20 protein-coding genes are annotated in these 19437 nt (G+C 60.5%); 9 read left to right on the forward strand and 11 right to left on the reverse strand.

Features of this window, described 5'->3' with window-relative positions; translation table 11 throughout:
- Positions 1-13: 13 nt before the first annotated feature.
- Together dapC and MHJ63_RS08895 are read left to right on the forward strand one after the other, a co-directional pair.
- Entirely contained in the window at positions 14-1231 is a 1218-nt protein-coding gene (dapC, locus tag MHJ63_RS08890; protein WP_239447216.1) for a succinyldiaminopimelate transaminase, read from the forward strand.
- Between the two features lie 242 nt (positions 1232-1473).
- Positions 1474-2751 carry a citrate synthase gene (locus MHJ63_RS08895; protein WP_035755449.1) on the forward strand — a complete coding sequence of 426 codons (1278 nt, stop codon included), beginning with the start codon at positions 1474-1476 and terminating at the stop codon, positions 2749-2751.
- A gap of 71 nt (positions 2752-2822) precedes the next feature.
- Here the strand turns inward: MHJ63_RS08895 and MHJ63_RS08900 are convergent, their stop codons facing one another.
- The 5 genes from MHJ63_RS08900 to MHJ63_RS08920 form a co-directional block, all read right to left on the reverse strand.
- A complete protein-coding gene (locus tag MHJ63_RS08900) occupies positions 2823-4244 on the reverse strand; it encodes an MFS transporter (protein ID WP_239447217.1) in 1422 nt (473 codons plus the stop codon).
- A 128-nt stretch (positions 4245-4372) separates the two neighbouring features.
- Positions 4373-5227 (reverse strand): amino acid ABC transporter permease, encoded by an 855-nt coding sequence (locus tag MHJ63_RS08905; RefSeq protein ID WP_052048345.1) that lies wholly within the window; start codon positions 5225-5227, stop codon positions 4373-4375.
- Positions 5228-5229: 2 nt separating this feature from the next.
- Positions 5230-5913 carry an amino acid ABC transporter permease gene (locus MHJ63_RS08910; protein ID WP_070491473.1) on the reverse strand — a complete coding sequence of 228 codons (684 nt, stop codon included), beginning with the start codon at positions 5911-5913 and terminating at the stop codon, positions 5230-5232.
- A gap of 187 nt (positions 5914-6100) precedes the next feature.
- Positions 6101-7006 (reverse strand): glutamate ABC transporter substrate-binding protein, encoded by a 906-nt coding sequence (locus tag MHJ63_RS08915; protein ID WP_141742494.1) that lies wholly within the window; start codon positions 7004-7006, stop codon positions 6101-6103.
- 33 nt (positions 7007-7039) lie between these two features.
- The gene (locus MHJ63_RS08920) at positions 7040-7801 is read right to left on the reverse strand and encodes an amino acid ABC transporter ATP-binding protein (protein ID WP_035755444.1); all 762 of its coding nucleotides are present in this window, start codon (positions 7799-7801) and stop codon (positions 7040-7042) included.
- A gap of 103 nt (positions 7802-7904) precedes the next feature.
- Here MHJ63_RS08920 and MHJ63_RS08925 point away from each other — a divergent pair, with 103 nt between their 5' ends.
- From MHJ63_RS08925 to MHJ63_RS08935, 3 genes are all read left to right on the forward strand, one after another.
- Positions 7905-8768 (forward strand): LOG family protein, encoded by an 864-nt coding sequence (locus MHJ63_RS08925; protein ID WP_239447218.1) that lies wholly within the window; start codon positions 7905-7907, stop codon positions 8766-8768.
- Between the two features lie 107 nt (positions 8769-8875).
- Positions 8876-9217, forward strand: coding sequence for a hypothetical protein (locus MHJ63_RS08930; protein ID WP_052048344.1), 342 nt, complete (start codon positions 8876-8878; stop codon positions 9215-9217).
- A 155-nt stretch (positions 9218-9372) separates the two neighbouring features.
- Entirely contained in the window at positions 9373-9540 is a 168-nt protein-coding gene (locus tag MHJ63_RS08935; RefSeq protein WP_070491469.1) for a DUF3117 domain-containing protein, read from the forward strand.
- 203 nt (positions 9541-9743) lie between these two features.
- Here MHJ63_RS08935 and MHJ63_RS08940 read toward each other — a convergent pair whose 3' ends face one another.
- On the reverse strand, positions 9744-10379 hold the full coding sequence (locus MHJ63_RS08940; RefSeq protein WP_035755433.1) for an O-methyltransferase: 636 nt from the start codon (positions 10377-10379) through the stop codon (positions 9744-9746).
- Positions 10380-10615: 236 nt separating this feature from the next.
- On the opposite strand from MHJ63_RS08940, the gene MHJ63_RS08945 reads away from it, so the two are divergent.
- On the forward strand, positions 10616-11308 hold the full coding sequence (locus tag MHJ63_RS08945; protein ID WP_141742493.1) for a hypothetical protein: 693 nt from the start codon (positions 10616-10618) through the stop codon (positions 11306-11308).
- 59 nt (positions 11309-11367) lie between these two features.
- A complete protein-coding gene (locus MHJ63_RS08950) occupies positions 11368-11766 on the forward strand; it encodes a twin-arginine translocase TatA/TatE family subunit (RefSeq protein WP_070491465.1) in 399 nt (132 codons plus the stop codon).
- A 54-nt stretch (positions 11767-11820) separates the two neighbouring features.
- Here MHJ63_RS08950 and MHJ63_RS08955 read toward each other — a convergent pair whose 3' ends face one another.
- On the reverse strand, positions 11821-12975 hold the full coding sequence (locus MHJ63_RS08955; RefSeq protein WP_239447219.1) for an Mrp/NBP35 family ATP-binding protein: 1155 nt from the start codon (positions 12973-12975) through the stop codon (positions 11821-11823).
- 54 nt (positions 12976-13029) lie between these two features.
- On the opposite strand from MHJ63_RS08955, the gene MHJ63_RS08960 reads away from it, so the two are divergent.
- Entirely contained in the window at positions 13030-13995 is a 966-nt protein-coding gene (locus MHJ63_RS08960; RefSeq protein ID WP_239447220.1) for a YflT domain-containing protein, read from the forward strand.
- A 109-nt stretch (positions 13996-14104) separates the two neighbouring features.
- Here MHJ63_RS08960 and MHJ63_RS08965 read toward each other — a convergent pair whose 3' ends face one another.
- Complete coding sequence (locus tag MHJ63_RS08965; protein ID WP_420876151.1) at positions 14105-15676, reverse strand: aminopeptidase P family protein; 1572 nt, start codon at positions 15674-15676, stop codon at positions 14105-14107.
- Positions 15677-15759: 83 nt separating this feature from the next.
- Between MHJ63_RS08965 and MHJ63_RS08970 the strand changes: the two genes are divergently transcribed.
- Positions 15760-16641, forward strand: coding sequence for a PHP domain-containing protein (locus MHJ63_RS08970; RefSeq protein WP_239447221.1), 882 nt, complete (start codon positions 15760-15762; stop codon positions 16639-16641).
- A 22-nt stretch (positions 16642-16663) separates the two neighbouring features.
- On the opposite strand, the gene MHJ63_RS08975 is transcribed toward MHJ63_RS08970, so the two are convergent.
- The 3 genes from MHJ63_RS08975 to MHJ63_RS08985 all read right to left on the reverse strand — a co-directional run.
- Positions 16664-18349 (reverse strand): DEAD/DEAH box helicase, encoded by a 1686-nt coding sequence (locus MHJ63_RS08975; protein ID WP_239447222.1) that lies wholly within the window; start codon positions 18347-18349, stop codon positions 16664-16666.
- A gap of 13 nt (positions 18350-18362) precedes the next feature.
- Positions 18363-18590 carry a DUF3107 domain-containing protein gene (locus tag MHJ63_RS08980; protein ID WP_035755427.1) on the reverse strand — a complete coding sequence of 76 codons (228 nt, stop codon included), beginning with the start codon at positions 18588-18590 and terminating at the stop codon, positions 18363-18365.
- Positions 18591-18692: 102 nt separating this feature from the next.
- Positions 18693-19437: TetR/AcrR family transcriptional regulator (locus MHJ63_RS08985; RefSeq protein ID WP_239447223.1), on the reverse strand; the 745-nt coding region annotated here is incomplete at its 5' end.

Genomic DNA, 19437 nt, shown 5'->3' on the forward strand with positions numbered 1-19437 from the left:
GGACAAGGAACACATGAGCACATCTGAGCGGTCAACAGCCCAGCCATCCGCATCGTTCGGGTTGCATCTTCCTGACTATCCGTGGGAGCTTCTAGCGCCGTATCGTGAGCGCGCGCACGCCCACCCCGACGGTGTGGTCGACATTTCGATCGGCACCCCGGTGGACCCGACGCCCCAGATCCTGCAGGACGCGCTCGCCGAGGCCACGAATTCGCCGGGCTACCCAACAACGCAAGGCACGGCCGAGCTACGGGAGGCGATCGCGCAATGGTGGCGCCGCCGCCGCAACGCCACGGATGTGACCGCGGATATGGTGATGCCCGTGGTGGGCTCCAAGGAGTTCATCGCGTGGCTGCCCCTCATCTTGGGGCTGGGGCCTCACGGTCGCGAGGAGGCCGCCGCTGGCGCAGATGCCGCCGCTGGCGCAGATGCTGCCGCTGGTCATGGAAACACTGATGTGGTGGTGTGTCCCCGCGTTGCGTACCCGACGTACGCGGTGGGAGCCACGCTTACTGGTGCTGAGGCGGTCTCAGCTGATTCTTTAGATGAGCTGGATGACGCGACACGTTCCCGCGTGAAGCTGATCTACCTGAATTCCCCGGGCAATCCGACCGGTTCGGTGCTCAGCCGTGGCGAGCTCGCCCGTTGGGTGCGTGATGCCCGCGAGATCGGCGCGGTCATCGCCTCGGATGAATGTTATGCCGAACTCGGCTGGGGCGAATGGGAAGACTCTGTTCCCTCGATCCTGGACACGGACGTCAATGGGGGAGACCTCACCGGGCTTCTGGGGATCTATTCGATGTCCAAGCAGTCCAACCTCGCCGGATATCGCGCTGCGTTCGTCACGGGTGCCCCGGAACTCATGTCCGATCTCATCAACACCCGCAAACACGCGGGCATGATGATCCCCGGCCCGGTCCAGCACGCGATGACGGTAGGTCTTGCCGACGATGCGCACGTTACGCAGCAGAAGAACCTCTACCGTGCCCGCCGTGAGCTCTTGAAGAACGCGCTCGAGGCGGCCGGGTTCAGCATCGAGCATTCAGAAGCCGGCCTGTACTTATGGGCCACACGTGGTGAGGACTGTTGGGACACCATAGGCTGGCTCGCCGAGCGCGGGATCATCGCCGGCCCCGGCGCGTTCTATGGACCGCACGGAACCCAGCACGTGCGCATCGCGCTCACCGCACCAGATGAACGGATCCAAGCCGCGGTAGAGCGGCTAAAGTAACCTCGATGCGGGCGGGCAGTCTGAACCAACCTGGGCACCTCCAGAACTAACACGGGTACCTGCAGAATTGCGCTGGAGTGCTTAGCGTGCGGCAAAAGAGCGCTTAGCCTGTGGCAAAATTAGCGCGCTCAGCTCGCAGCCGTGGCGCGGACAGGATACGGTATAAAGGAGCCACCCGTGTGCCCGGAAGTGACCGGCGCTACACGCGGCACGTCAACTATCTCACTCAGGAGGCACTCCACATGACTGATGCGAATGCACAGTTGAGCTATGCCGGGAAGCAGCTTGACCTCGGCGTTGTGGAAGCGGCAGAAGGCAACGAAGGCCTGGCAATCGCTCCGCTGCGTAAAGAAACCGGCGCAGTCACGTATGACCCGGGGTACATGAACACGGCCTCGACGAAGTCGGCCATCACCTTTATCGACGGTGAGCAGGGGATCCTGCGTTACCGCGGCTACCCGATCGAGCAGCTCGCTGAGAAGTCGAACTTCCTGGAGACCTCCTACCTGCTGATCAACGGCGAACTCCCGAACGCCGAGCAGTATAAAGAATGGGATCAGAGCATTCGCCGCCGCACCCTCCTGCACGAGGAGATGCGTAGCTTCTTCGACGGCTTCCCACGCGACGCCCACCCGATGCCGCTGCTGTCCTCGGCTGTTTCCGCGCTGTCTACGTGGTACCAGGATTCTCTGGACCCCTTCGATGAGGAACAGATCGAGCTGTCCACGATCCGCCTCATGGCAAAGGTTCCGGTCATCGCCGCATACGCTTTGAAGAAGTCGACCGGCCGAGCGTTGCTCTACCCGGATAACTCGCTGAGCCTTGTGGAGAACTTCATCCGCTTGTGCTTCGCTAACCCAGCTGAGCCATACGAGCTGGACCCGGAGACGGTGCGTGCACTCGACCAGTTGCTGATTCTGCACGCTGACCACGAACAGAACTGCTCGACCTCCACGGTCCGCATGGTCGGTTCCGCTGACGCGAACCTGTTCGCTTCCGTATCCGCTGGCATCAACGCTCTGTTCGGCCCGGCCCACGGTGGCGCGAACGAGGCGGTTCTGCACATGCTCAAGCAGATCCAGACCGAAGGCCTCGAACCGTCCGAGTTCATGGAGAAGGTCAAGAACAAGGAAGCCGGCATCCGCCTCATGGGCTTCGGTCACCGCGTCTACAAGTCGTATGATCCTCGCGCGAAGATCGTCAAGGAGACCGCACACCGCATCCTCAAGAAGCACGGCTCCAACGAGCTGCTCGACATCGCGATGAACCTGGAAGAGAAGGCGCTCAACGATGATTACTTCATCGAGCGTAAGCTCTACCCGAACGTGGACTTCTACACAGGCCTGATCTACAAGGCGATGGGCTTCCCAGAGAAGATGTTCACCGTCCTGTTCGCGATCGGCCGCTTGCCGGGCTGGATTGCTCAGTGGCGTGAAATGATGCAGGACCCAGAGCGTAAGATTGGCCGTCCGCGTCAGCTCTACACCGGCTACACACAGCGCGACTACCCGAACGCGTAAGCTAAAGCCTCAACGAGAGGGCGCCACCACGGTTTTCGTGGTGGCGCCTCTCTCGTTATGTGGAGAGCTAGTTATGCCCCGTAGCGGTTCCGGCGTTCTTTCCGGGACTGGTAGAGATCCAGCATGCTGAGCGCGGTAGCCAGTGAACCGATCACGAACACGGTTGCGAAACCGATCATTGTGGCGTGGTCCCAGTTGCCGGTTGCCGCCACACTCGCGAAAACGATACCCGTGACCAGCGCGAGCCCGATCGCGGTGCCGACGCGCTGGCCGGTCTGCATGACCCCGCCGGCGGAACCCGCGTACTGGACTGGCACATCGGCCAGTGTGAGGGTCTGGTTCGGGCTGATCACGGCACCTTGGGCGCCGCCGGTGAACGCGAGCGGCAGCATGAGCCACCACACTGAAATGTCCCAGGTTTCGATCATCCAGATCACCAGGATGCTCCCGAGCAGGCCACCGAGCACCACGAACTGCGCAGTCAGCACCAGGATGCGGCCTAAACGCACGATGTGCCGGCCAGCGATCGCGGACGTCACCGCGGAGATGATCGCAGCTGGCAAGCCGATTGAGCCGGCCGCGAGCGCGGATTCGCCGTGGCCGTTCTGCATATATACCGCAACCAACAACCAGATGGCCGGCATGCCGGTGAAATGTACGGAGATCAGCGCGGCGCCGTTGGCGAAAGAACGCGTTTTGAAGAGGTTGAGGTCCACCATGGGGGAGCGGCCGCGGCGTTCATAGGCGCGTTCCCAGAAAACCCAGACCACAAGCAACACGAGCCCTACAGGCAGCGCGGCCCAGAACCACGCGGAAGCGCGGGCCTCCATAAACGGCAACATGACCAGCAATACCGACAAACCGAACAGGGTGATACCCACCGGGTCGATGTCAGCTTTCGCGCGGCCACCTGAAACCTCCACGCCCTCACGCTGGATGCCTGCCGGTTGATCAGCTGCGGGAACAGGCTCCCAAGCGCCTGCCGGGAACCATTTCTTGGACATCAGGATCGCGAACGCCGCGATCGGGACGTTGATGAGGATCGAGGCGCGCCAACCCCATTCCGCGCCAAACACAGCAATCAGCACACCGCCCAGTACCGGGCCGATCGCCACGGAGACACCCACGACTGCGCCGAAGAGGCCGAACGCGCGCCCGCGTTTGCTTCCGCTAAAGAACTGTTGGATCAGCCCGATAATCTGCGGACCCAGTGCACCGGAGCCCAGTCCGGTTAGTGCGCGGGCAATGTTGAGCACCGCAGTGTTCGGGGCCAACCCCGCCAAGAGCGAACCCAGCCCGAACACGGCCAGGCCCGCCACGAACAGACGGCCGCGGCCGTACACATCGCCGGTCCGGCCAGCCGCAACCAGCAACACACCGAAGGCTAGCGCGTAACCGGAGACGACCCATTGAAGCTGGGAATCATCAGCTTCGAAGGTGTGCTTGATGGAAGGGAGAATGACGTTGACAATCGATACGCTCAGAAGCGTCATGAACATGGGGATTAACGTCACCACAAGCAAGTGGCGCTGAACGGTAGAGAATCCCTGATTGTCACTAGTCACGGACAAAGTATGTCACACAGCTCACATAAGAGCGCAGGCATAACGTCTGCATTCAGCTATGTGACTTGAACGTTCTCCATCTTCGCGCGAGCCTTCTTGGTGCCTGGCTGCTTGTTGATCCGGTATTCGGCGTAGCGGGCAACACCGGAGAGGATGAGGCACAAACCGATGTACATCACGGCGCCGACCATCGCCGCCGGGATCAACGGGTAGCCGAACGAGATCTGGTTGCCCACAAGCTTCACCTGATACAGCAGCTCCTGGTATGTGATCACGAAACCAAGTGCCGTGTCCTTGAGCGCCACCACGAGCTGGGAGATGATGACCGGCAGCATCGACTTCACGGCCTGCGGTAGCAAGATGAGCGTCATGACCTGATATTTACGCATACCGATCGCGTACGCGGCTTCCGCCTGACCCTTCGGTAGCGAAACAACGCCCGCGCGGATCGCCTCAGCCAGAACCGAGCCGTTGTAGGCGGTCAACGCGATCACGACAGCGGTGAACGGCGTCATCTTGATGTCCAACGTTGGTAGGCCGTAGTACAGCAACATCATGAGGATCAGCAGCGGGATGGCGCGGAACGTCTCAACGAGGAATGAGAAGATTGCGCGCACCCATGCGTGATCCGAGAGCCGCCCGACCGCAAGGATGAACCCGAGCGCGAGCGAAAGCACCGCCGCGAGCCCGAACGCGGTCAACGTATTCACAGCGCCTTGGATAAAGCCCTGCATGATGCGTGGTGACTGCAGGAACGCCCACTTTTGGGGCGCGAACTGCCCGGCCGCCGCGAACTGGCTGATGATGAACCACACGATCCCTGCAACCACAACGATGGTGGCCACCGCCAGGATGCGGTTGCGGACTTTGGCGCGCGGGCCAGGCTGATCGTAGAGAACTGAAGCCGCCATGGTTATGCCACCTTCCACTTACGTTCGAAGTACCGCTGCACTACGGAGAGAATCATCACGAGCGCCACGAAGATGATGGCAACCCAGATGAGGCCCTGCAGCTGCGGTTCGGAGCGTTCGGAGAGATACTGGCGGATCGTACCGGCCTCGACCACACCGAAAGCCGCTGCAACCGTCGTGTTCTTCAGCAATGCGATGAACACCGAGAACATCGGTGGAACGGTTGCCCGGAACGCTTGCGGCAAAATGATTTGGGTCATGGATTGGCCGAACGTGAGCCCGACGGCGCGGGCGGCTTCCGCTTGCCCCAACGGCACAGTGTTGATGCCGGAACGCAACGCTTCAGCAACATAGGTTGCGGTGTAGAGCGTCAAGCCGACGATCGCGAGCTGAACGAAATCCAACTTAGGCAGAATCGAGCTATCGCTGGATGCGAGCTTGGGGTAACCAAGCGCGAAAAACATGAGGATCAACGTCAATGGCGTGTTACGGACCGCGTTGACATAGAACGCACCCACCGCCCGCATCACAGGCACAGGGGAGACCCGCATCGCACCAACAATGGTGCCGAGGATGAGGGAACCGGCGCCCGAGACCACAAAAAGCCAGAGGGTCATCTGGAAGCCGCGGATATATATGTCGCTATTTTCGGTGAGTACTCGCCAGAACTCGGCTAGCGCATCCATCTAAGCGCTCCTTGTCTGCAAGGTAGGAGGGGTCTGCAAGGTGGGAAAGGTCTACAAGGTGGGGGAGAGTCCGTGTGAGCCCACGGCGTAGCGGTGTCCATAGGAAAGGCGGCTCGAGTTTTCAGCGCCCGAGCCGCCTTCCTTATGAGTCACGCACGACTAGCCGCAGGGAGTTAGTCGCACAGTGTTAGTCGCACTTGGCTGGGGTCGGCTGTTCAACCTTGGTGCCGGACTTGCCAAGCGTTGCGTCATAGACCTCGGTCCAGTGCTTCTTGCCGTCCTCGGAGGTCATCGCATCGGAGAGGGCCGTGCACAGCGCGGTGTCACCCTTAGGGATACCGACGCCGTAGAGCTCCTCAGTGAAAGGTTCGCCAACAACCTTGAGGTTGTCAGGATCGTTGGATGCGTAACCCAAAAGGATCGCCTGGTCGGTCGTGACAGCGTCAACGTTGCCGTCCATGAGGGCAGAGACACATGCCGAGTACTTGTCCATACCCACGGCCTTGGTGTCCTTGAAGTTCTCTTCGATGTTCTGCAGCGGGGTCGAGCCGGTTGCCGAGCAGACCTTCTTACCCTTCAAATCCTTCTCAGACTTGATGCTGTCATCGTCCTTCTTCACCAAGAGACCCTGGCCGGTCTCGAAGTACGGGCCAACGAAGCCGACCTGCTGCTTACGCTTATCGGTGATCGAGTAGGTGCCGACGTAGAGGTCAACGTCGCCGTTGGAGAGCGCCTGCTCGCGGTTTGCGGAGTCAACCACCTTGTATTCGATCTTGTCGGCCTCAACGCCGAGTTCAGCTGCCATCCAGCGCGCGATTTCGATGTCGAAGCCGGAGCGCTCGCCGGTTGCCGCATCGAGGTAGCCAAGACCTGGCTGGTCTTCCTTCACACCGATGACGACCTTGCCGTCCTTGGAGATCTTGTCGAAGGTCTTGGAGCCTTCGATCTTGACGTCCTTCTTAGCGTCGACGTCCACGTGCTCAGCCTGGCTGTCGCCGCCACCGCACGCGGTGAGGGCCAGCGATGCTGCAGCCAGGGTTGCGAAAACGGCGCTGGCACGCTTGGTGCTACGGCGTTTGAACATGAGAGCCATAATGGTTCCTTTCTGGGCCCCAGGGTGGGGTGGTTAATGGGTGATGAGCTTAGAGAGGAAGTCTTTAGCCCGGTCGGTTTGCGGGTTGGTAAAGAACTCTTCCGGTGTTGCTTCTTCAACGATCTCGCCATCTGCCATGAACACGATGCGGTCAGCGGCTTTGCGGGCAAACCCCATCTCGTGCGTCACCACGATCATGGTCATACCGGATTTAGCGAGCTGAACCATGATGTCGAGGACTTCGGTGATCATCTCCGGATCGAGAGCAGAGGTTGGTTCGTCGAAGAGCATGACCTCAGGTTTCATAGCGAGTGCGCGTGCGATAGCGACGCGCTGCTGCTGGCCACCTGAGAGCTGGGAGGGCATCTTGTTGGCCTGGTTGCCCACGCCCACTCGGTTGAGTAGTTCGAGGGCCTGCTTCTTAGCCTCTGCCGGCTTGACGCCACGAACCTTGATGGGACCAAGGGTCACGTTGTCCTGAATGGTTTTGTTGGCGAAGAGGTTGAAGGACTGGAAGACCATTCCGACGTCCGCACGTAGCTTGGCGAGTGCCTTGCCTTCCTCTGGCAGCTTCTTGCCGTTGATGAGGATCTCACCGTTGTCGATGGTTTCGAGGCGGTTGATAGTCCGGCACATGGTGGACTTACCGGAACCCGAGGGGCCAAGAACAACAACCACTTCGCCACGGTGAACGTCGAGGTTGATGTCACGCAGAACGTGCAGTGGGCCATAGTGCTTATTGACCCCTTTGAGGGAGACAACGGGTGTGGTGTCCGTCTCAACTGTTGATGTCATGAAAATAAAATAGCAGTTTTTGTGTGACCTATATCAACTCAGATGGAAGTTGAATTTTTTGTGTCAGCGTGCCAGTTGCGTGCGTACTGGATAGTGTTGAGACATGGACAGCTCTGACCGTTCGCCGCATCAACAGCCACAGCCTGGGGCTCAGCCGCAGCCCGGTACCCAGCCGCATCGCGAGTCTCAAGTGCACCGTGGGGCTCCATCCCACCGCGATGTTCCGTTGCCCGGCCGCAGGCAAGCCGACCACTTTGACCGAGATATGCTCAAGCGTTCTTCGCCGATCGATCGCGGCCGCGAAGCGTGGCGAGTTCTGCGGATGCAGTCCGAATTCGTGACCGCCTATGATTCGCTGAATGAGCTGGGCGGGGCGATCGCCGTGTTCGGTTCAGCTCGGCTCGGCGAAGGCACCCCGGAGTATGCGGCCGCCCGCGAGGTCGGGCGGCAGCTGGTCGAGGCAGGTTTCGCGGTGGTGACCGGCGGCGGTCCGGGAACCATGGAGGGCGTTAACCGTGGAGCTGCAGAGGCCGGTGGGCGTTCGGTGGGGCTGGGTATTAACCTGCCGTTCGAGACGGGCTTCAACGAGTGGGTGGACACCCCGGTTCCTTTCCATTATTTCTTTAGCCGCAAGGTCACGTTCGTGAAGTACACGGACGGCTGCATCGTGATGCCTGGTGGGGTAGGAACGCTTGATGAGCTCTTCGAGATCATGACCTTGTGCCAGACCCAGAAGATTAGCGGCTACCCGATCGCGTTGGTTGGTAAGGATTTCTGGAGCCCGCTACTTGAATGGATGCAACAGGTGCTTCTGGGACGAGGAACCATCAGTGAATCAGATATTCAGCGCCCGCTGATCACCGACGATGTTGCAGAAGCCGTTGAGTTCGTGACTGCGCACGCCCGCGGCCCAGCCGGGAAGCCACATGGCGATGCGGGTGGCAGCAACGACAACGCCGCATCGTAGCAACCGCATATCCTAGAGATAGCGGGCCCGACGCGAGCGGGCGCGGCAGACAAATGTTTTGAGTGTAAGTCGAGGCAGCGCACGCTGCGTTCTGTGAGGTTGATCTGATGCCGCTCTTTGTGGTGTTCATTGCGGTGGCGGCTGCGGCGGCGATCGCTATAGCCGTGTATCCGCGGCCGTCCCAGAAAACCGAACCGTTGGATGACACGCCTCCGATGTTTGGCCTGCCTGAACCTGACCCGGTGCTCCCGCCTGTTGTGCTTCCCGAAAGCCCGCAGGGTGCAGACGTTGAGGCTTTGCGTTTGCCGATCGGCTTCCGTGGATACCGCTGTGATGTGACCGATAAGGTGCTCGATGAGCTCGCGGCACGGATCGATGAGCTCGAGGTTGAGAACGCTCGCCTGCGTTCCCAGGCTTCTAAATCTGGCCGAAGCAGCTCAACGCACTAGAGGCTAAAAGTTACCAAGAGGTATCTAGGGCGTGGTCTGATTATCCTTCAATTGGTTGTGACACAGGTTATCTGGGATAATGAAGGTAACCCTTTAGGGGCTCGTACTTCGACGGGGTGAGCGATACCCCAATGGAACCTGAGGAGCGCACGAAAATGGCTGCGATGAAACCGCGTACGGGTGACGGCCCGTTGGAAGTTGTCAAAGAGGGTCGGAGCTTGATTATGCGGGTTCCGATCGAAGGCGGCGGCCGCTTGGTCCTTGAGATCAACGACGATGAGGCCGTGGCGATGCGTGATGCGCTCGTTGGAGTAACAGGCTAAGCCTTCACGTCACTAGTTTTGCAATGCTGGATGCGTCCACCACACCGGTGGGCGCATCCAGTGCTTAAACATTCAGCCTCCGCTAGGTGACATGCGGGTAGGCTAACCGTCAGATCCAGCGGGTGCGGAGGCTAACGGGCAACGCGGCGCTAGCAGCCAACGCAAGGCTAGTGGCCAACGCGGCCTTAGCAGTTAACGCGGTGCTAGCGTTGCTTGACGGCTAGCAGGACCCCGGAACCAGACGGAATGGTCACGGAGAACACGTCCTCGTGATCGCGCAGCCACCGTTGAGCCTTACGGGCCGCGATCGTTGAAGGCTTGCGTACGGCAGGTGCCAACACGCGGTCTGAATCCAGCGCATCGTTGATGATCAAAAGCCCACCCGGTTCAAGCAGCCGTAGCGCCTCCACAGCTTCTTTCGCGACCCGGTTAGGGTCACCATCGAGCAGTACGAGCTGATACGAGGAATCCGCGAGCCGAGGGAGGACCTCCTGGCTGCGGCCATTGATGGTGCGCACGCGGCGGCTGGGGATGTTCTCTTCCTTGAAGGCGTAGCGGGCGGCTTCGAGGTGATCGTAATCCTTATCGATCGTGGTGAGCACTCCGCTAGGAGCCATTCCACGCAGAATCGCGAGCGAACTGATCCCCACGCCCGTTCCGACCTCAACCGCGGCCTCCACTGCAGCGCTCGCGGAGAGTACTGTGATCAGTTGAGCCACGGCCGGGGTCACTGACTCCACGCCGAGTTCCAAGCCCCGGGCCCGCGCGGCGGTCAGCGCAGCGTCCTCGAGGGGAAGAGCCTCGGTATAAGACCAGCTGCTGTGCTTGGAAACTGACACGGAATCCCTCCGAGGATTGAAACGGGGCAGTGAAGGAAACAGGCGCGGAACTGCAAGGGCGTCTAAGACATCTTATGTCCAAGCGGTCAGCGGGGCCTCAACCTTAAAGGGGAGTGGCGTGCAACAACACCCAAGAGGGGGCAGTTCCTCTTGAGTTCTTTATCAGGTTTCGCTCAGGTGAACAAGGCAAAATGAGGGAGGATCCGGATCCAATTTAGAGCGGAGGTGGCACAGAGGTGACGAGCGAATCTAGCCACGAAGCCGCCTTCAACGCCACTTCCCGCGATGCGCAGGCGGGAACGGTAAGGGGATATTCGTCGGCTAGGCGTTGGGTTCCGCTCATGGGGGCGCTTGTAACGTTCTCTCTGTTGCTGGGAATGTTGGTTGCGGCATGGGCTGCTGGGGGAGTCCGGGAACCGCAACCGGTGACGTCGTCAGCGGCGCATTTCACGTCGCGTGGCGAGGCTCTAGGCGCCGAGCAGGTGACGAACTTACGTCACGCCGGCTGGCTGTGCACCGACTTACGCACTATCGGTTTCACGTGGGAGAGCGCATCGGGCCGCCACATCGGCAACACATACGAGTTGCAACAGACCTACTCCTCACCCGCGGGTACTGTGGTGATCGTTGAATCCCGCGACGCCCACGGCTCGGCAGTTCAAAGCCGTACACAATCGGAAGACGCAGACGCAAGCAACCAAGCGATCCACAGGTTGCGTGATGGACGAGGGCCGCTGTGGCAAGCCGAACTGAGCACCGACAGTGCCCGTTTCGTCATCGCGGCTGACCTGCCTTCGATCCACGAGAAGATCCTCGTGCACCAAGTCCGCACGCAAGCCACGGACAAGATCCGAGACCTCGAAGCCTCCAGAGCTGGCGGGCTGGAGCGGCTCACCCGTGGATTCGCTCGGCTCATGGAGCCGCGGTAAGGCTCGCTTAGAATACGTGTCAGATTCGTAAGCATCGCGTGAACAGGTAAGCTTCGGGCGTGGAGTTTTTTGGAATTAATGGTGCAGAGTTCCTGGTTCTGGGGATTCTTGCCGTTGTGATCCTCGGGCCAGACAAGCTGCCCGAGTACACCCGAAAACTCGCCGAATTCATCAAAGGGATCCGCAACTACGCGAGCACCGCTAAAGAACGCTTCCGCGAGGAAATGGGCGATGAAGTCAAGGACGTTGACTGGCGCAAACTCGACCCGCGGCAATACGATCCACGCAAAATCATCCGCGACGCCCTCTTCGAAGACGACGCTCCCGCTAACGCAACGACGAGCACCAACACAGAACCAGCCTCGGCACAATGGAAACCTCAAGCCCTACCGAATGTTGCAGGCCAGGATCGGCTGCCGGCGGACCAGCCGGCACCGTTCGATGACGAAGCAACCTAGGCTGTCCTGCTAGCGGTCTCACGCCGTGGCGTGGCTAGCGGTGCGGCGGCGTGGCTACCGCGGTGTGACGCCGAGCGATCTACCGGCAAGCCCGCGCGGGGCCGAGGCGAGCTCCTGCGCCAGCGCCCGGAGCGCATCGGCCGCCTCAGAAGCCTCAGGGTTCAAGACCACCGGGACACCCTCATCGGACCCGATCCGCAAACGCTCCTCGAGCGGGATCTGCGCGCGTACAGCAACCGGGTAGCCCACCTGCTCGCTCAGATGCTCAGCCACAAGCTGACCACCACCGGAACCGAAGATGTGGGACACGCTGCCGTCCGGCATCCGCATGAAAGACATGTTCTCCACCACGCCAAGCACCGTCTGGCCCACCTCATGCGCCATCGCCCCGGCACGCTCCGCGACCTCAGCGGCCGCGGCTTGAGGCGTAGTCACCACCAGAACACCGGCATGCGGCAACAACTGGCCCACAGAAATCGCGACATCGCCGGTGCCAGGAGGCAAATCCAGGAGCAAGAAATCGAGGTCACCAAAATGCACCTCGTTCACGAACTGCTCCAAAGCCCGGTGCAGCATCGGGCCACGCCACATGACAGGCCGGTTGCTGTCTAAGAACATGCCGATCGACATCACCTTCACACCGTGAGCCACCGGCGGCAAAATGAGGTCATCAACCCGGGTCGGTTTGTCCGTGACCCCCATCAAACCGGGGACCGAGAAACCCAAAACATCCGCGTCGATCACGCCGACCTTATAGCCTTCAGCCGCCAACGCGGCAGCAAGGTTCACCGTGACCGCGGACTTACCAACACCACCCTTACCCGAAGCCACAGCGATAATGCGGGTCAACGTATCCGGCCTCGTCAACGGTGAGCCCGTGCGTTTGAGCGAGCCCACCAACTCGGCGCGCTCTTGAGGCGACATGACATCCAAGACCACATCAACATCGGACACCCCAGCAACACCGCGCGCAGCTGCTTCGACGTCATCGGTGATCCGCGCCTTCATAGGGCAGCCAGCAACCGTGAGCTTGACTGTAACGCTCACCCGGCCGTCATCGGTGACCGTGACGTCACGCAACATTCCTAGATCAACCAGCGGGCGGCGCAACTCGGGATCCTGCACTGACGCGAGCGCTTCCCGAACCCGGTCAGAAAGATGGCCCCGGTCAGAATGGTTGCCTCGGTCAGAAAAGTCAGCTGTTGGCATACTTCCCAGGATAACTAAGGCCACGCACACACAAGGAGCGGTAAATTGGTGATCATGACAGCTACACCGCAGAGCTTCGGCAACATGTTCATGAGTATCCCGCGCGGGCCGGTCTTGGGACGTTTCAGCGACTACCAGGACGCCCAGAAGGTGGTTGACTTCCTCGCGGATAACGACTTCCCGGTCAACAACGTCTCCATCATCGGTAACGACCTCAAACTTGTTGAACGGGTCTCCGGCAAGCTGACCTACCCGAAAGTCGCGTTGCAAGGCGCGATGCAGGGCGCGATGATGGGCCTGTTCTTTGGGCTGATCATGATGCTGTTCTCGCCGCAAGGTGCCAACGTGGCGACGTTGATGTTCGCGGCCGTGCTGATCGGTGCGGTGATGTGGATGCTCTTTGGCATCATCCAGTACGCTCTACGCCGCGGCAAACGCGACTTCGCATCCACCCGGCAGGTGCTCCCGGCGAGCTGGGACGTGATCGTGAATCCACAAGTCGCAGGGCAAGCCCAGGCACTACTGCGGAAGCTTCAAGACCGCCCGGCGTCCCTCCCGATCAACGACGGCCCGAACTACAGCCAGGGTGGCTTTGGGCGGAGTGGCTATGGTCAGGGCGGCTTTGGACAGAACGGGGCCGGGCAAGGCGGTTACGGCCCGGGAACCAATGGTCAAGGAAGCAATGGTCAGGGCGCTGCGGGAGGCTACGGAGCGGGTCAGGGTCCATCGTGGCAAGGCTCTGCGGGTCAGGGCTCTTTTGGCCAGAATACGGACGGCCAGGGTTTCGGTGCTTCAGGCCAGCAGGGGAGCTCCGCTAGCGGTGAGCAAGGCGCTGAACAGTCTGCGGCATCGACGGCTCCGAGCGATCCGTTCTACGCCGACCTCGAAGACGGGCGTCCACGGTTCGGGGTCCGCCGCGAAGACCTCGCTGCGCAGAAACCAGTCGACGCTGACTCGAATGAGCCAGCGTCGACGGATTCCGAAGCCTCAGCGAAGCCTGAGGCAGAGCAACAGAAGTAGCTCTGCCGCGCCATCTTCACAGAGCGAGTTCACGGGGCGACTTCACAGATCAACTTCACAGAGCGACATGGACGGCGGGGCCTAGCTACGTTGGCCCAGCTACGTCGGCCTAGGTGCGTTTGAGCCAGGCTTCGACCTCGTCCACGGTACGTGGGATGTCTTTGGTGAGGGATTCCGCGCCGTCGGCGGTGACGAGGATGTCGTCCTCGATGCGTACGCCGATGCCGCGGTATTCCTCAGGTACAGCGAGGTCCTCAGCCTTGAAGTAGAGGCCCGGCTCGATCGTGAGGACCATCCCTTCGGCCACGATGCCGTCCTGGTACAGCTCCTGGCGGGCCTGCGCGCAGTCGTGGACGTCGAGGCCGAGGTGGTGGCTCACACCGTGCGGCATCCAACGGCGATGCTGCTGGCCGCTCGGCTTGGTCGCTTCCTCAGCGCTCACCGGCAACAGGCCCCACGCATCGAGGTGTTCAGCCAGGACAGCGGCGGCTTTATCGTGGATCATCCGGAACGTGATGCCGGGCTTGACGATCGCGAACGCCTGATCAGCGGCATCCAGGACCGCCTCATAGATCTTGCGTTGGACCGGGGTGAACGTGCCATCCACCGGAACAGTGCGGGTCACATCGGCGGTGTAGAGCGAATCAACCTCAACACCAGCATCGACCAGTAGAAGCTCACCAGAGTTCACCTGGCCGTCGTTGCGGATCCAGTGCAGTGTGGTCGCGTTGTTGCCTGAGGCCGCGATCGTGTCATAGCCGAGGTCATTACCTTCCTCACGAGCCCGAGCAAAGAACGAGGTCTCCACAACGCGTTCGCCACGCTTATGATCCACGGCGCGGGCAAGGTTGGCGATGATGTTTTCGAAACCGGAAGCCGTCGCGGCAACAGCCTCACGCATCTGCTCGATTTCCCACTCGTCCTTGATCAAACGCAGCTCAGAGAGCGCCTCGGTGAGCTTGGCGTCCTTCTTATCCTCAGCTTCAAGATCGGTGATGCCAGTGTTGATGCGGGAGGTGTCCACGAGCGCATCCACGGTGGGGTCCACGTCACGGACCACACGCACACTCAAACCGCCGAAGGCTGGGTGTCCAGCGTTCTCGGTGATCGCATCCTCAAGTTTCAGGTCCATGTGCTCGGTTGGCAAACCGGTCTGGGTCGCCATCGTTTCGAGCGTGTGGCGGGCACCGATCCAAAACTCGCCGGTGCGCGCGTTGGAATAGAACTCCTTGGAATCCCGGCCAGCCATCGGGCGGAAATACAGTGTGGAAACGTGCTGGGAGCCGTCATCGCCGGCGCCTTCTTCAACAGGCTCCATGACCAAGACAGCGTCCGGTTCTTGGTCCGTGCCCAGACCGGTCATATGAGCGAAACCGGAATGTGGACGGAAACGGTAATCGGTGTCATTCGAACGCACCTTGAGCGGGCCGGCTGGCAAAACCAGACGCTCACCCGGGAACATCGCGGACAAAGCGGCGCGACGTTGAGCGGCGTAATCGGCTGAGGCCGCGCGGGTCACACTGTGATCCGACTCTGCCCAGCTCGATGCCATGAACTCACGGAAAGCTTCAGAATTTGGTCGCATGGAACGGTTGTTAACCCTTTCCTCAATAGGCTGCTCAGAGCCCGCACCGGCAGCAGCTGCGGCGGGTGGCTGGGCAGGGGACTGCGATTCAGAGATCTCGTTACTCACACCTCTATCGTGTCACTCGCCTCTGACAGTTTCATCCTGAAACATGCGGGCTCTGCCGTAAGCTGAGGATCATGCGCATCGATCTACACACTCATTCGTGGGTTTCCGACGGTACCGAATCTCCGCAAGACGTCGTCAAACAGGCCTACGAGGCCGGCCTTGACGTGATCTCCCTGACTGATCACGATGCGGTTGAGGGCTGGGATGCCGCCCGCTCGGCCGCCCTTGAGGTGGGGATCGGCTGGCTCGGCGGCATCGAGGTCAGCTGCCGTGTCCCGGATACCGGCGTCACGGTGCACATGCTCGCCTACATGCCGGACCCGGAAGACGCGGCACTGGTTGCCGCGATGGAGGAACAACGGAATTCGCGTATGGCAAGGGCGCGCATGATCGTTGAGAAGCTCGCTGAGGATTTCCCGATCACGTGGGAGGACGTGCTCGCACAAACGAGTGATGGCGCCACGATTGGCCGCCCCCACATCGCCGATGCGCTCGTTGCCGCCAACATCATCCCGGACCGCAGCTCAGCATTCAGTGACCTGCTCTCAAGCAAGAGCCGCTACTACGTTGCTCAACCCGCCCCGAGCCCGGTCCGCGCGGTAGAGATGATCCGCGCCGCCGGGGGAGTGCCCGTGATGGCTCATCCCGCTGCCCCTGCGCGTGGTCGGGTGATCCGTGCCTCCGACCTCGAAGAATGCGTTGACGCCGGGCTTGCTGGGGTTGAGATCCACCACCGAGACAACAACCAAGCCGGGCGGGAATGGCTCCACAAGGTAGCCCGCGAACGCAACCTCATTGTCACCGGGTCCTCCGACTATCACGGCACCGGAAAACCGAACCGGCTCGGTGAAAACCTTACCGATCCGGAACAGCTACAAAAAATCCTTAACCAGGCCGCACCCGCCAATCGGAGCGCATACACCGCGGGGCTACCTGCAGAATGGGTGCGCTGAGCTCACGCCGCAGGTTCAGGCGCTACTCGGCACCTTCGCCCGAACGCGTGCGGCGGCGCTGACGGCCACCGGAGCGGCGCCGCGAACGGCTCCCGCCACGCGAACGCTGCGATCCAGAATCACCCTGCGCGCCTGCGTCTGAGCGCTGTGTTGGGTTCTTAGGCTGTGCTGAGTTCTTACCTTGCGCCGAACCTTGCGTTGAGTTCTGTTGCGTTGACTCGGCGCCTTCGCCCGAACGGGTACGACGGCGCTGACGGCCACCGGAACGGCCGCTACGGCCACCCTCACCACGACCAGAACGCTCGCCTCTGCCACGATCACTACGGCCACGTTCGCCGCGGCCACGGCCGGAGCGAGCCGAGCGACGGGAACCGGAGCGCCCCGAGCCAGAACGGCCACCACGGGACTTGCGGGAATCCGGGCCACCCAAATCCTCAACGTGCTCGGCATCCAAGCCAGCCAGAACACGCTTATCCCGAGGCAAGCGGCCCTTTGTGCCCTTCGGGATGTTCAAATCCTCAAACAGGTGCTCCGAAGAAGAATAGGTTTCGCGAGGCTCCTCAAAATCAAGGCCCAACGCCTTGTTGATCAGGCCCCAGCGGGGAACATCCTCCCAGTCCACAAACGTGACAGCCGTACCTTTGTGGCCGGCGCGGCCCGTACGGCCCACACGGTGCAGATACGTCTTCTCATCATCCGGGCAGTACAGGTTGATCACGTGCGTGACGTCCTCAACGTCAATACCGCGAGCGGCAACGTCCGTAGCAACCAGCACATCGACCTTATTGTTGCGGAACGCACGCAACGCCTGCTCGCGCGCGCCCTGCCCTAAATCGCCGTGCAAAGCACCCGCGGCGAACCCGCGGTCCTTGAGTTCCTCAGCCATCCGGTCAGCCTGGCGCTTGGTGCGCGTGAAAATAATCGTGCGGCCCCGGCCTTCAGCCTGTAGCACACGCGCAACAACCTCATCCTTATCCAACTGGTGCGCACGGTACACCAGCTGCCGGATGTCCTTCTTCGTGATATTCGCAGACTCATCGGGGGCGGAGGCCCGGATATGCGTCGGCTTCGACATGTAGCGGCGCGCCATTGAAATAACAGGCCCAGGCATCGTCGCAGAGAACAACATCGTCTGCCGTACCTCAGGCACAGCAGCAATCAGACGCTCAACATCCGGGAGGAACCCCAGATCCAGCATCTCGTCAGCCTCATCCAAAACAACAATTCGCACAGCAGACAAATTCAGGTGACGCTGCCGGTTCAAATCAATCAAACGCCCAGGCGTACCGACCACCACATCGACGCCCTTAGCCAACTGCTCAATCTGCGGCTCATACGCGCGCCCACCATAAATCGTGGCGATCCGCACCGAACGCTTCGACGCCGCCAACGTCAAATCATCTGCAACCTGAACCGCCAACTCACGGGTCGGCGCCACAATCAAAGCCTGCGGAGCCCCCGGATGCGGCAAATCCTCATAACCATCCTCACCCGGAGCAACAACATGCTGCAGAGCGGGGATACCAAAACCGAGGGTCTTACCCGTACCGGTCTGAGCCTGGCCAATGATGTCGTGGCCGCCCAAAGCAACCGGCAACGTCATCGCCTGAATGGGGAACGGATGCTCAATCCCCTTGGAAGCTAAAGCCTCAACAATGCGAGCATCCACATCAAAATCAGCGAAAGTCTGCTGAGTGGTTTCAGTCATTCAATACTCTCTATTACGCCTGATGGGCGAAACCGACCGGGCCAGGACGGCGGCCATCGAAATCAACATAAGCGATCGAATCGCCAGGCACAGCGATCTTACGGCCCTTGACACCGCTCAACTGCAGCAGCGAACCGTTCTTGACGGCCTCTTCAATCTGAGCAACCACATCGTCATAGCTGGCATCAGTTTCAATACCAACCTCGCGGGCCACGTGTTTCACGCCGATACGAATTTCCATGTGAAGAACCTTTCGCCTCTGACTCACAGCCGCGAAAGCGACCGTCATTATCATCGATGTCCACCACGCGTGTGGTAGGAGGCATCGTGCTTATTCCCTACGTTACGGCATCTGCGTGGTTGAGTGTTCGAGGTAGCCATCAATTCCGCGCCAAGCTAAGCGCCACACCAGCTCGCTAGCGCGCTCCCGGGTCATCTCATCCGAGGTCTGCTGCCACAAACCAGCGGCACGCTCCGCAGCCGCCGTGACAGCAAGCCCTAAATATGTGGCCTCAAACTGATCCAAAGACGTGAATGTAGCGAGCTTCTGGCCAATCTCAAGCCCGATCGTGTCGCGGAACTGACGCAAGCGACGAGCAATTGTGGCCTCATGCGAAAGATCAGACTCAAAAACTAGCTCGTGCGCGGAACCTTCCCGCGCCACAAAATCGAAATACGCCTCCACCGTAGAACGCACCGTAGTGAACGGATCATCAGACGCGTTCAACGCTTCACGGACAGCGAGAACCAAACTATCGAGCTCATGTTCAAGCAACGCCACATACAGGTCCAGCTTGCTGGAGAAATGCTGATACAAAACCGGTTTAGAAACCCCAGCGTTCTCGGCGATCAGATCCATCGACGCCGCGAAGTAACCGTGCTGAGAGAAAGTTCTTTGCGCAACACTCATCAGTTGTGCGCGGCGTTCCTCACGAGGCATGCGCCTGGCTGCTTGAGTCATGTCGATGTGTCCTTCCGCCTCAGACCGATGCGAACGGTTCGCAACCCAATGTACCGAATCTACCGGAGGAACCAATGGAGCGATGGGGCCGATGCAGTGGAGGCGATGGGGCGATGGTGGGGCCGAT

Source organism: Pseudoglutamicibacter albus, from assembly GCF_022346425.1.
Lineage (GTDB): Bacteria > Actinomycetota > Actinomycetes > Actinomycetales > Micrococcaceae > Pseudoglutamicibacter > Pseudoglutamicibacter albus.

Bases quoted from the DNA above. Each gene is read 5' to 3' on its own strand.
- dapC (WP_239447216.1), top strand. From the start codon at position 14: ATGAGCACATCTGAGCGGTCAACAGCCCAGCCATCCGCATCGTTCGGG.
- MHJ63_RS08895 (WP_035755449.1), top strand. From the start codon at position 1,474: ATGACTGATGCGAATGCACAGTTGAGCTATGCCGGGAAGCAGCTTGAC.
- MHJ63_RS08900 (WP_239447217.1), bottom strand. From the start codon at position 4,244: ATGACGCTTCTGAGCGTATCGATTGTCAACGTCATTCTCCCTTCCATC.
- MHJ63_RS08905 (WP_052048345.1), bottom strand. From the start codon at position 5,227: ATGGCGGCTTCAGTTCTCTACGATCAGCCTGGCCCGCGCGCCAAAGTC.
- MHJ63_RS08910 (WP_070491473.1), bottom strand. From the start codon at position 5,913: ATGGATGCGCTAGCCGAGTTCTGGCGAGTACTCACCGAAAATAGCGAC.
- MHJ63_RS08915 (WP_141742494.1), bottom strand. From the start codon at position 7,006: ATGGCTCTCATGTTCAAACGCCGTAGCACCAAGCGTGCCAGCGCCGTT.
- MHJ63_RS08920 (WP_035755444.1), bottom strand. From the start codon at position 7,801: ATGACATCAACAGTTGAGACGGACACCACACCCGTTGTCTCCCTCAAA.
- MHJ63_RS08925 (WP_239447218.1), top strand. From the start codon at position 7,905: ATGGACAGCTCTGACCGTTCGCCGCATCAACAGCCACAGCCTGGGGCT.
- MHJ63_RS08930 (WP_052048344.1), top strand. From the start codon at position 8,876: ATGCCGCTCTTTGTGGTGTTCATTGCGGTGGCGGCTGCGGCGGCGATC.
- MHJ63_RS08935 (WP_070491469.1), top strand. From the start codon at position 9,373: ATGGCTGCGATGAAACCGCGTACGGGTGACGGCCCGTTGGAAGTTGTC.
- MHJ63_RS08955 (WP_239447219.1), bottom strand. From the start codon at position 12,975: ATGCCAACAGCTGACTTTTCTGACCGAGGCAACCATTCTGACCGGGGC.
- MHJ63_RS08960 (WP_239447220.1), top strand. From the start codon at position 13,030: ATGACAGCTACACCGCAGAGCTTCGGCAACATGTTCATGAGTATCCCG.
- MHJ63_RS08970 (WP_239447221.1), top strand. From the start codon at position 15,760: ATGCGCATCGATCTACACACTCATTCGTGGGTTTCCGACGGTACCGAA.
- MHJ63_RS08975 (WP_239447222.1), bottom strand. From the start codon at position 18,349: ATGACTGAAACCACTCAGCAGACTTTCGCTGATTTTGATGTGGATGCT.
- MHJ63_RS08980 (WP_035755427.1), bottom strand. From the start codon at position 18,590: ATGGAAATTCGTATCGGCGTGAAACACGTGGCCCGCGAGGTTGGTATT.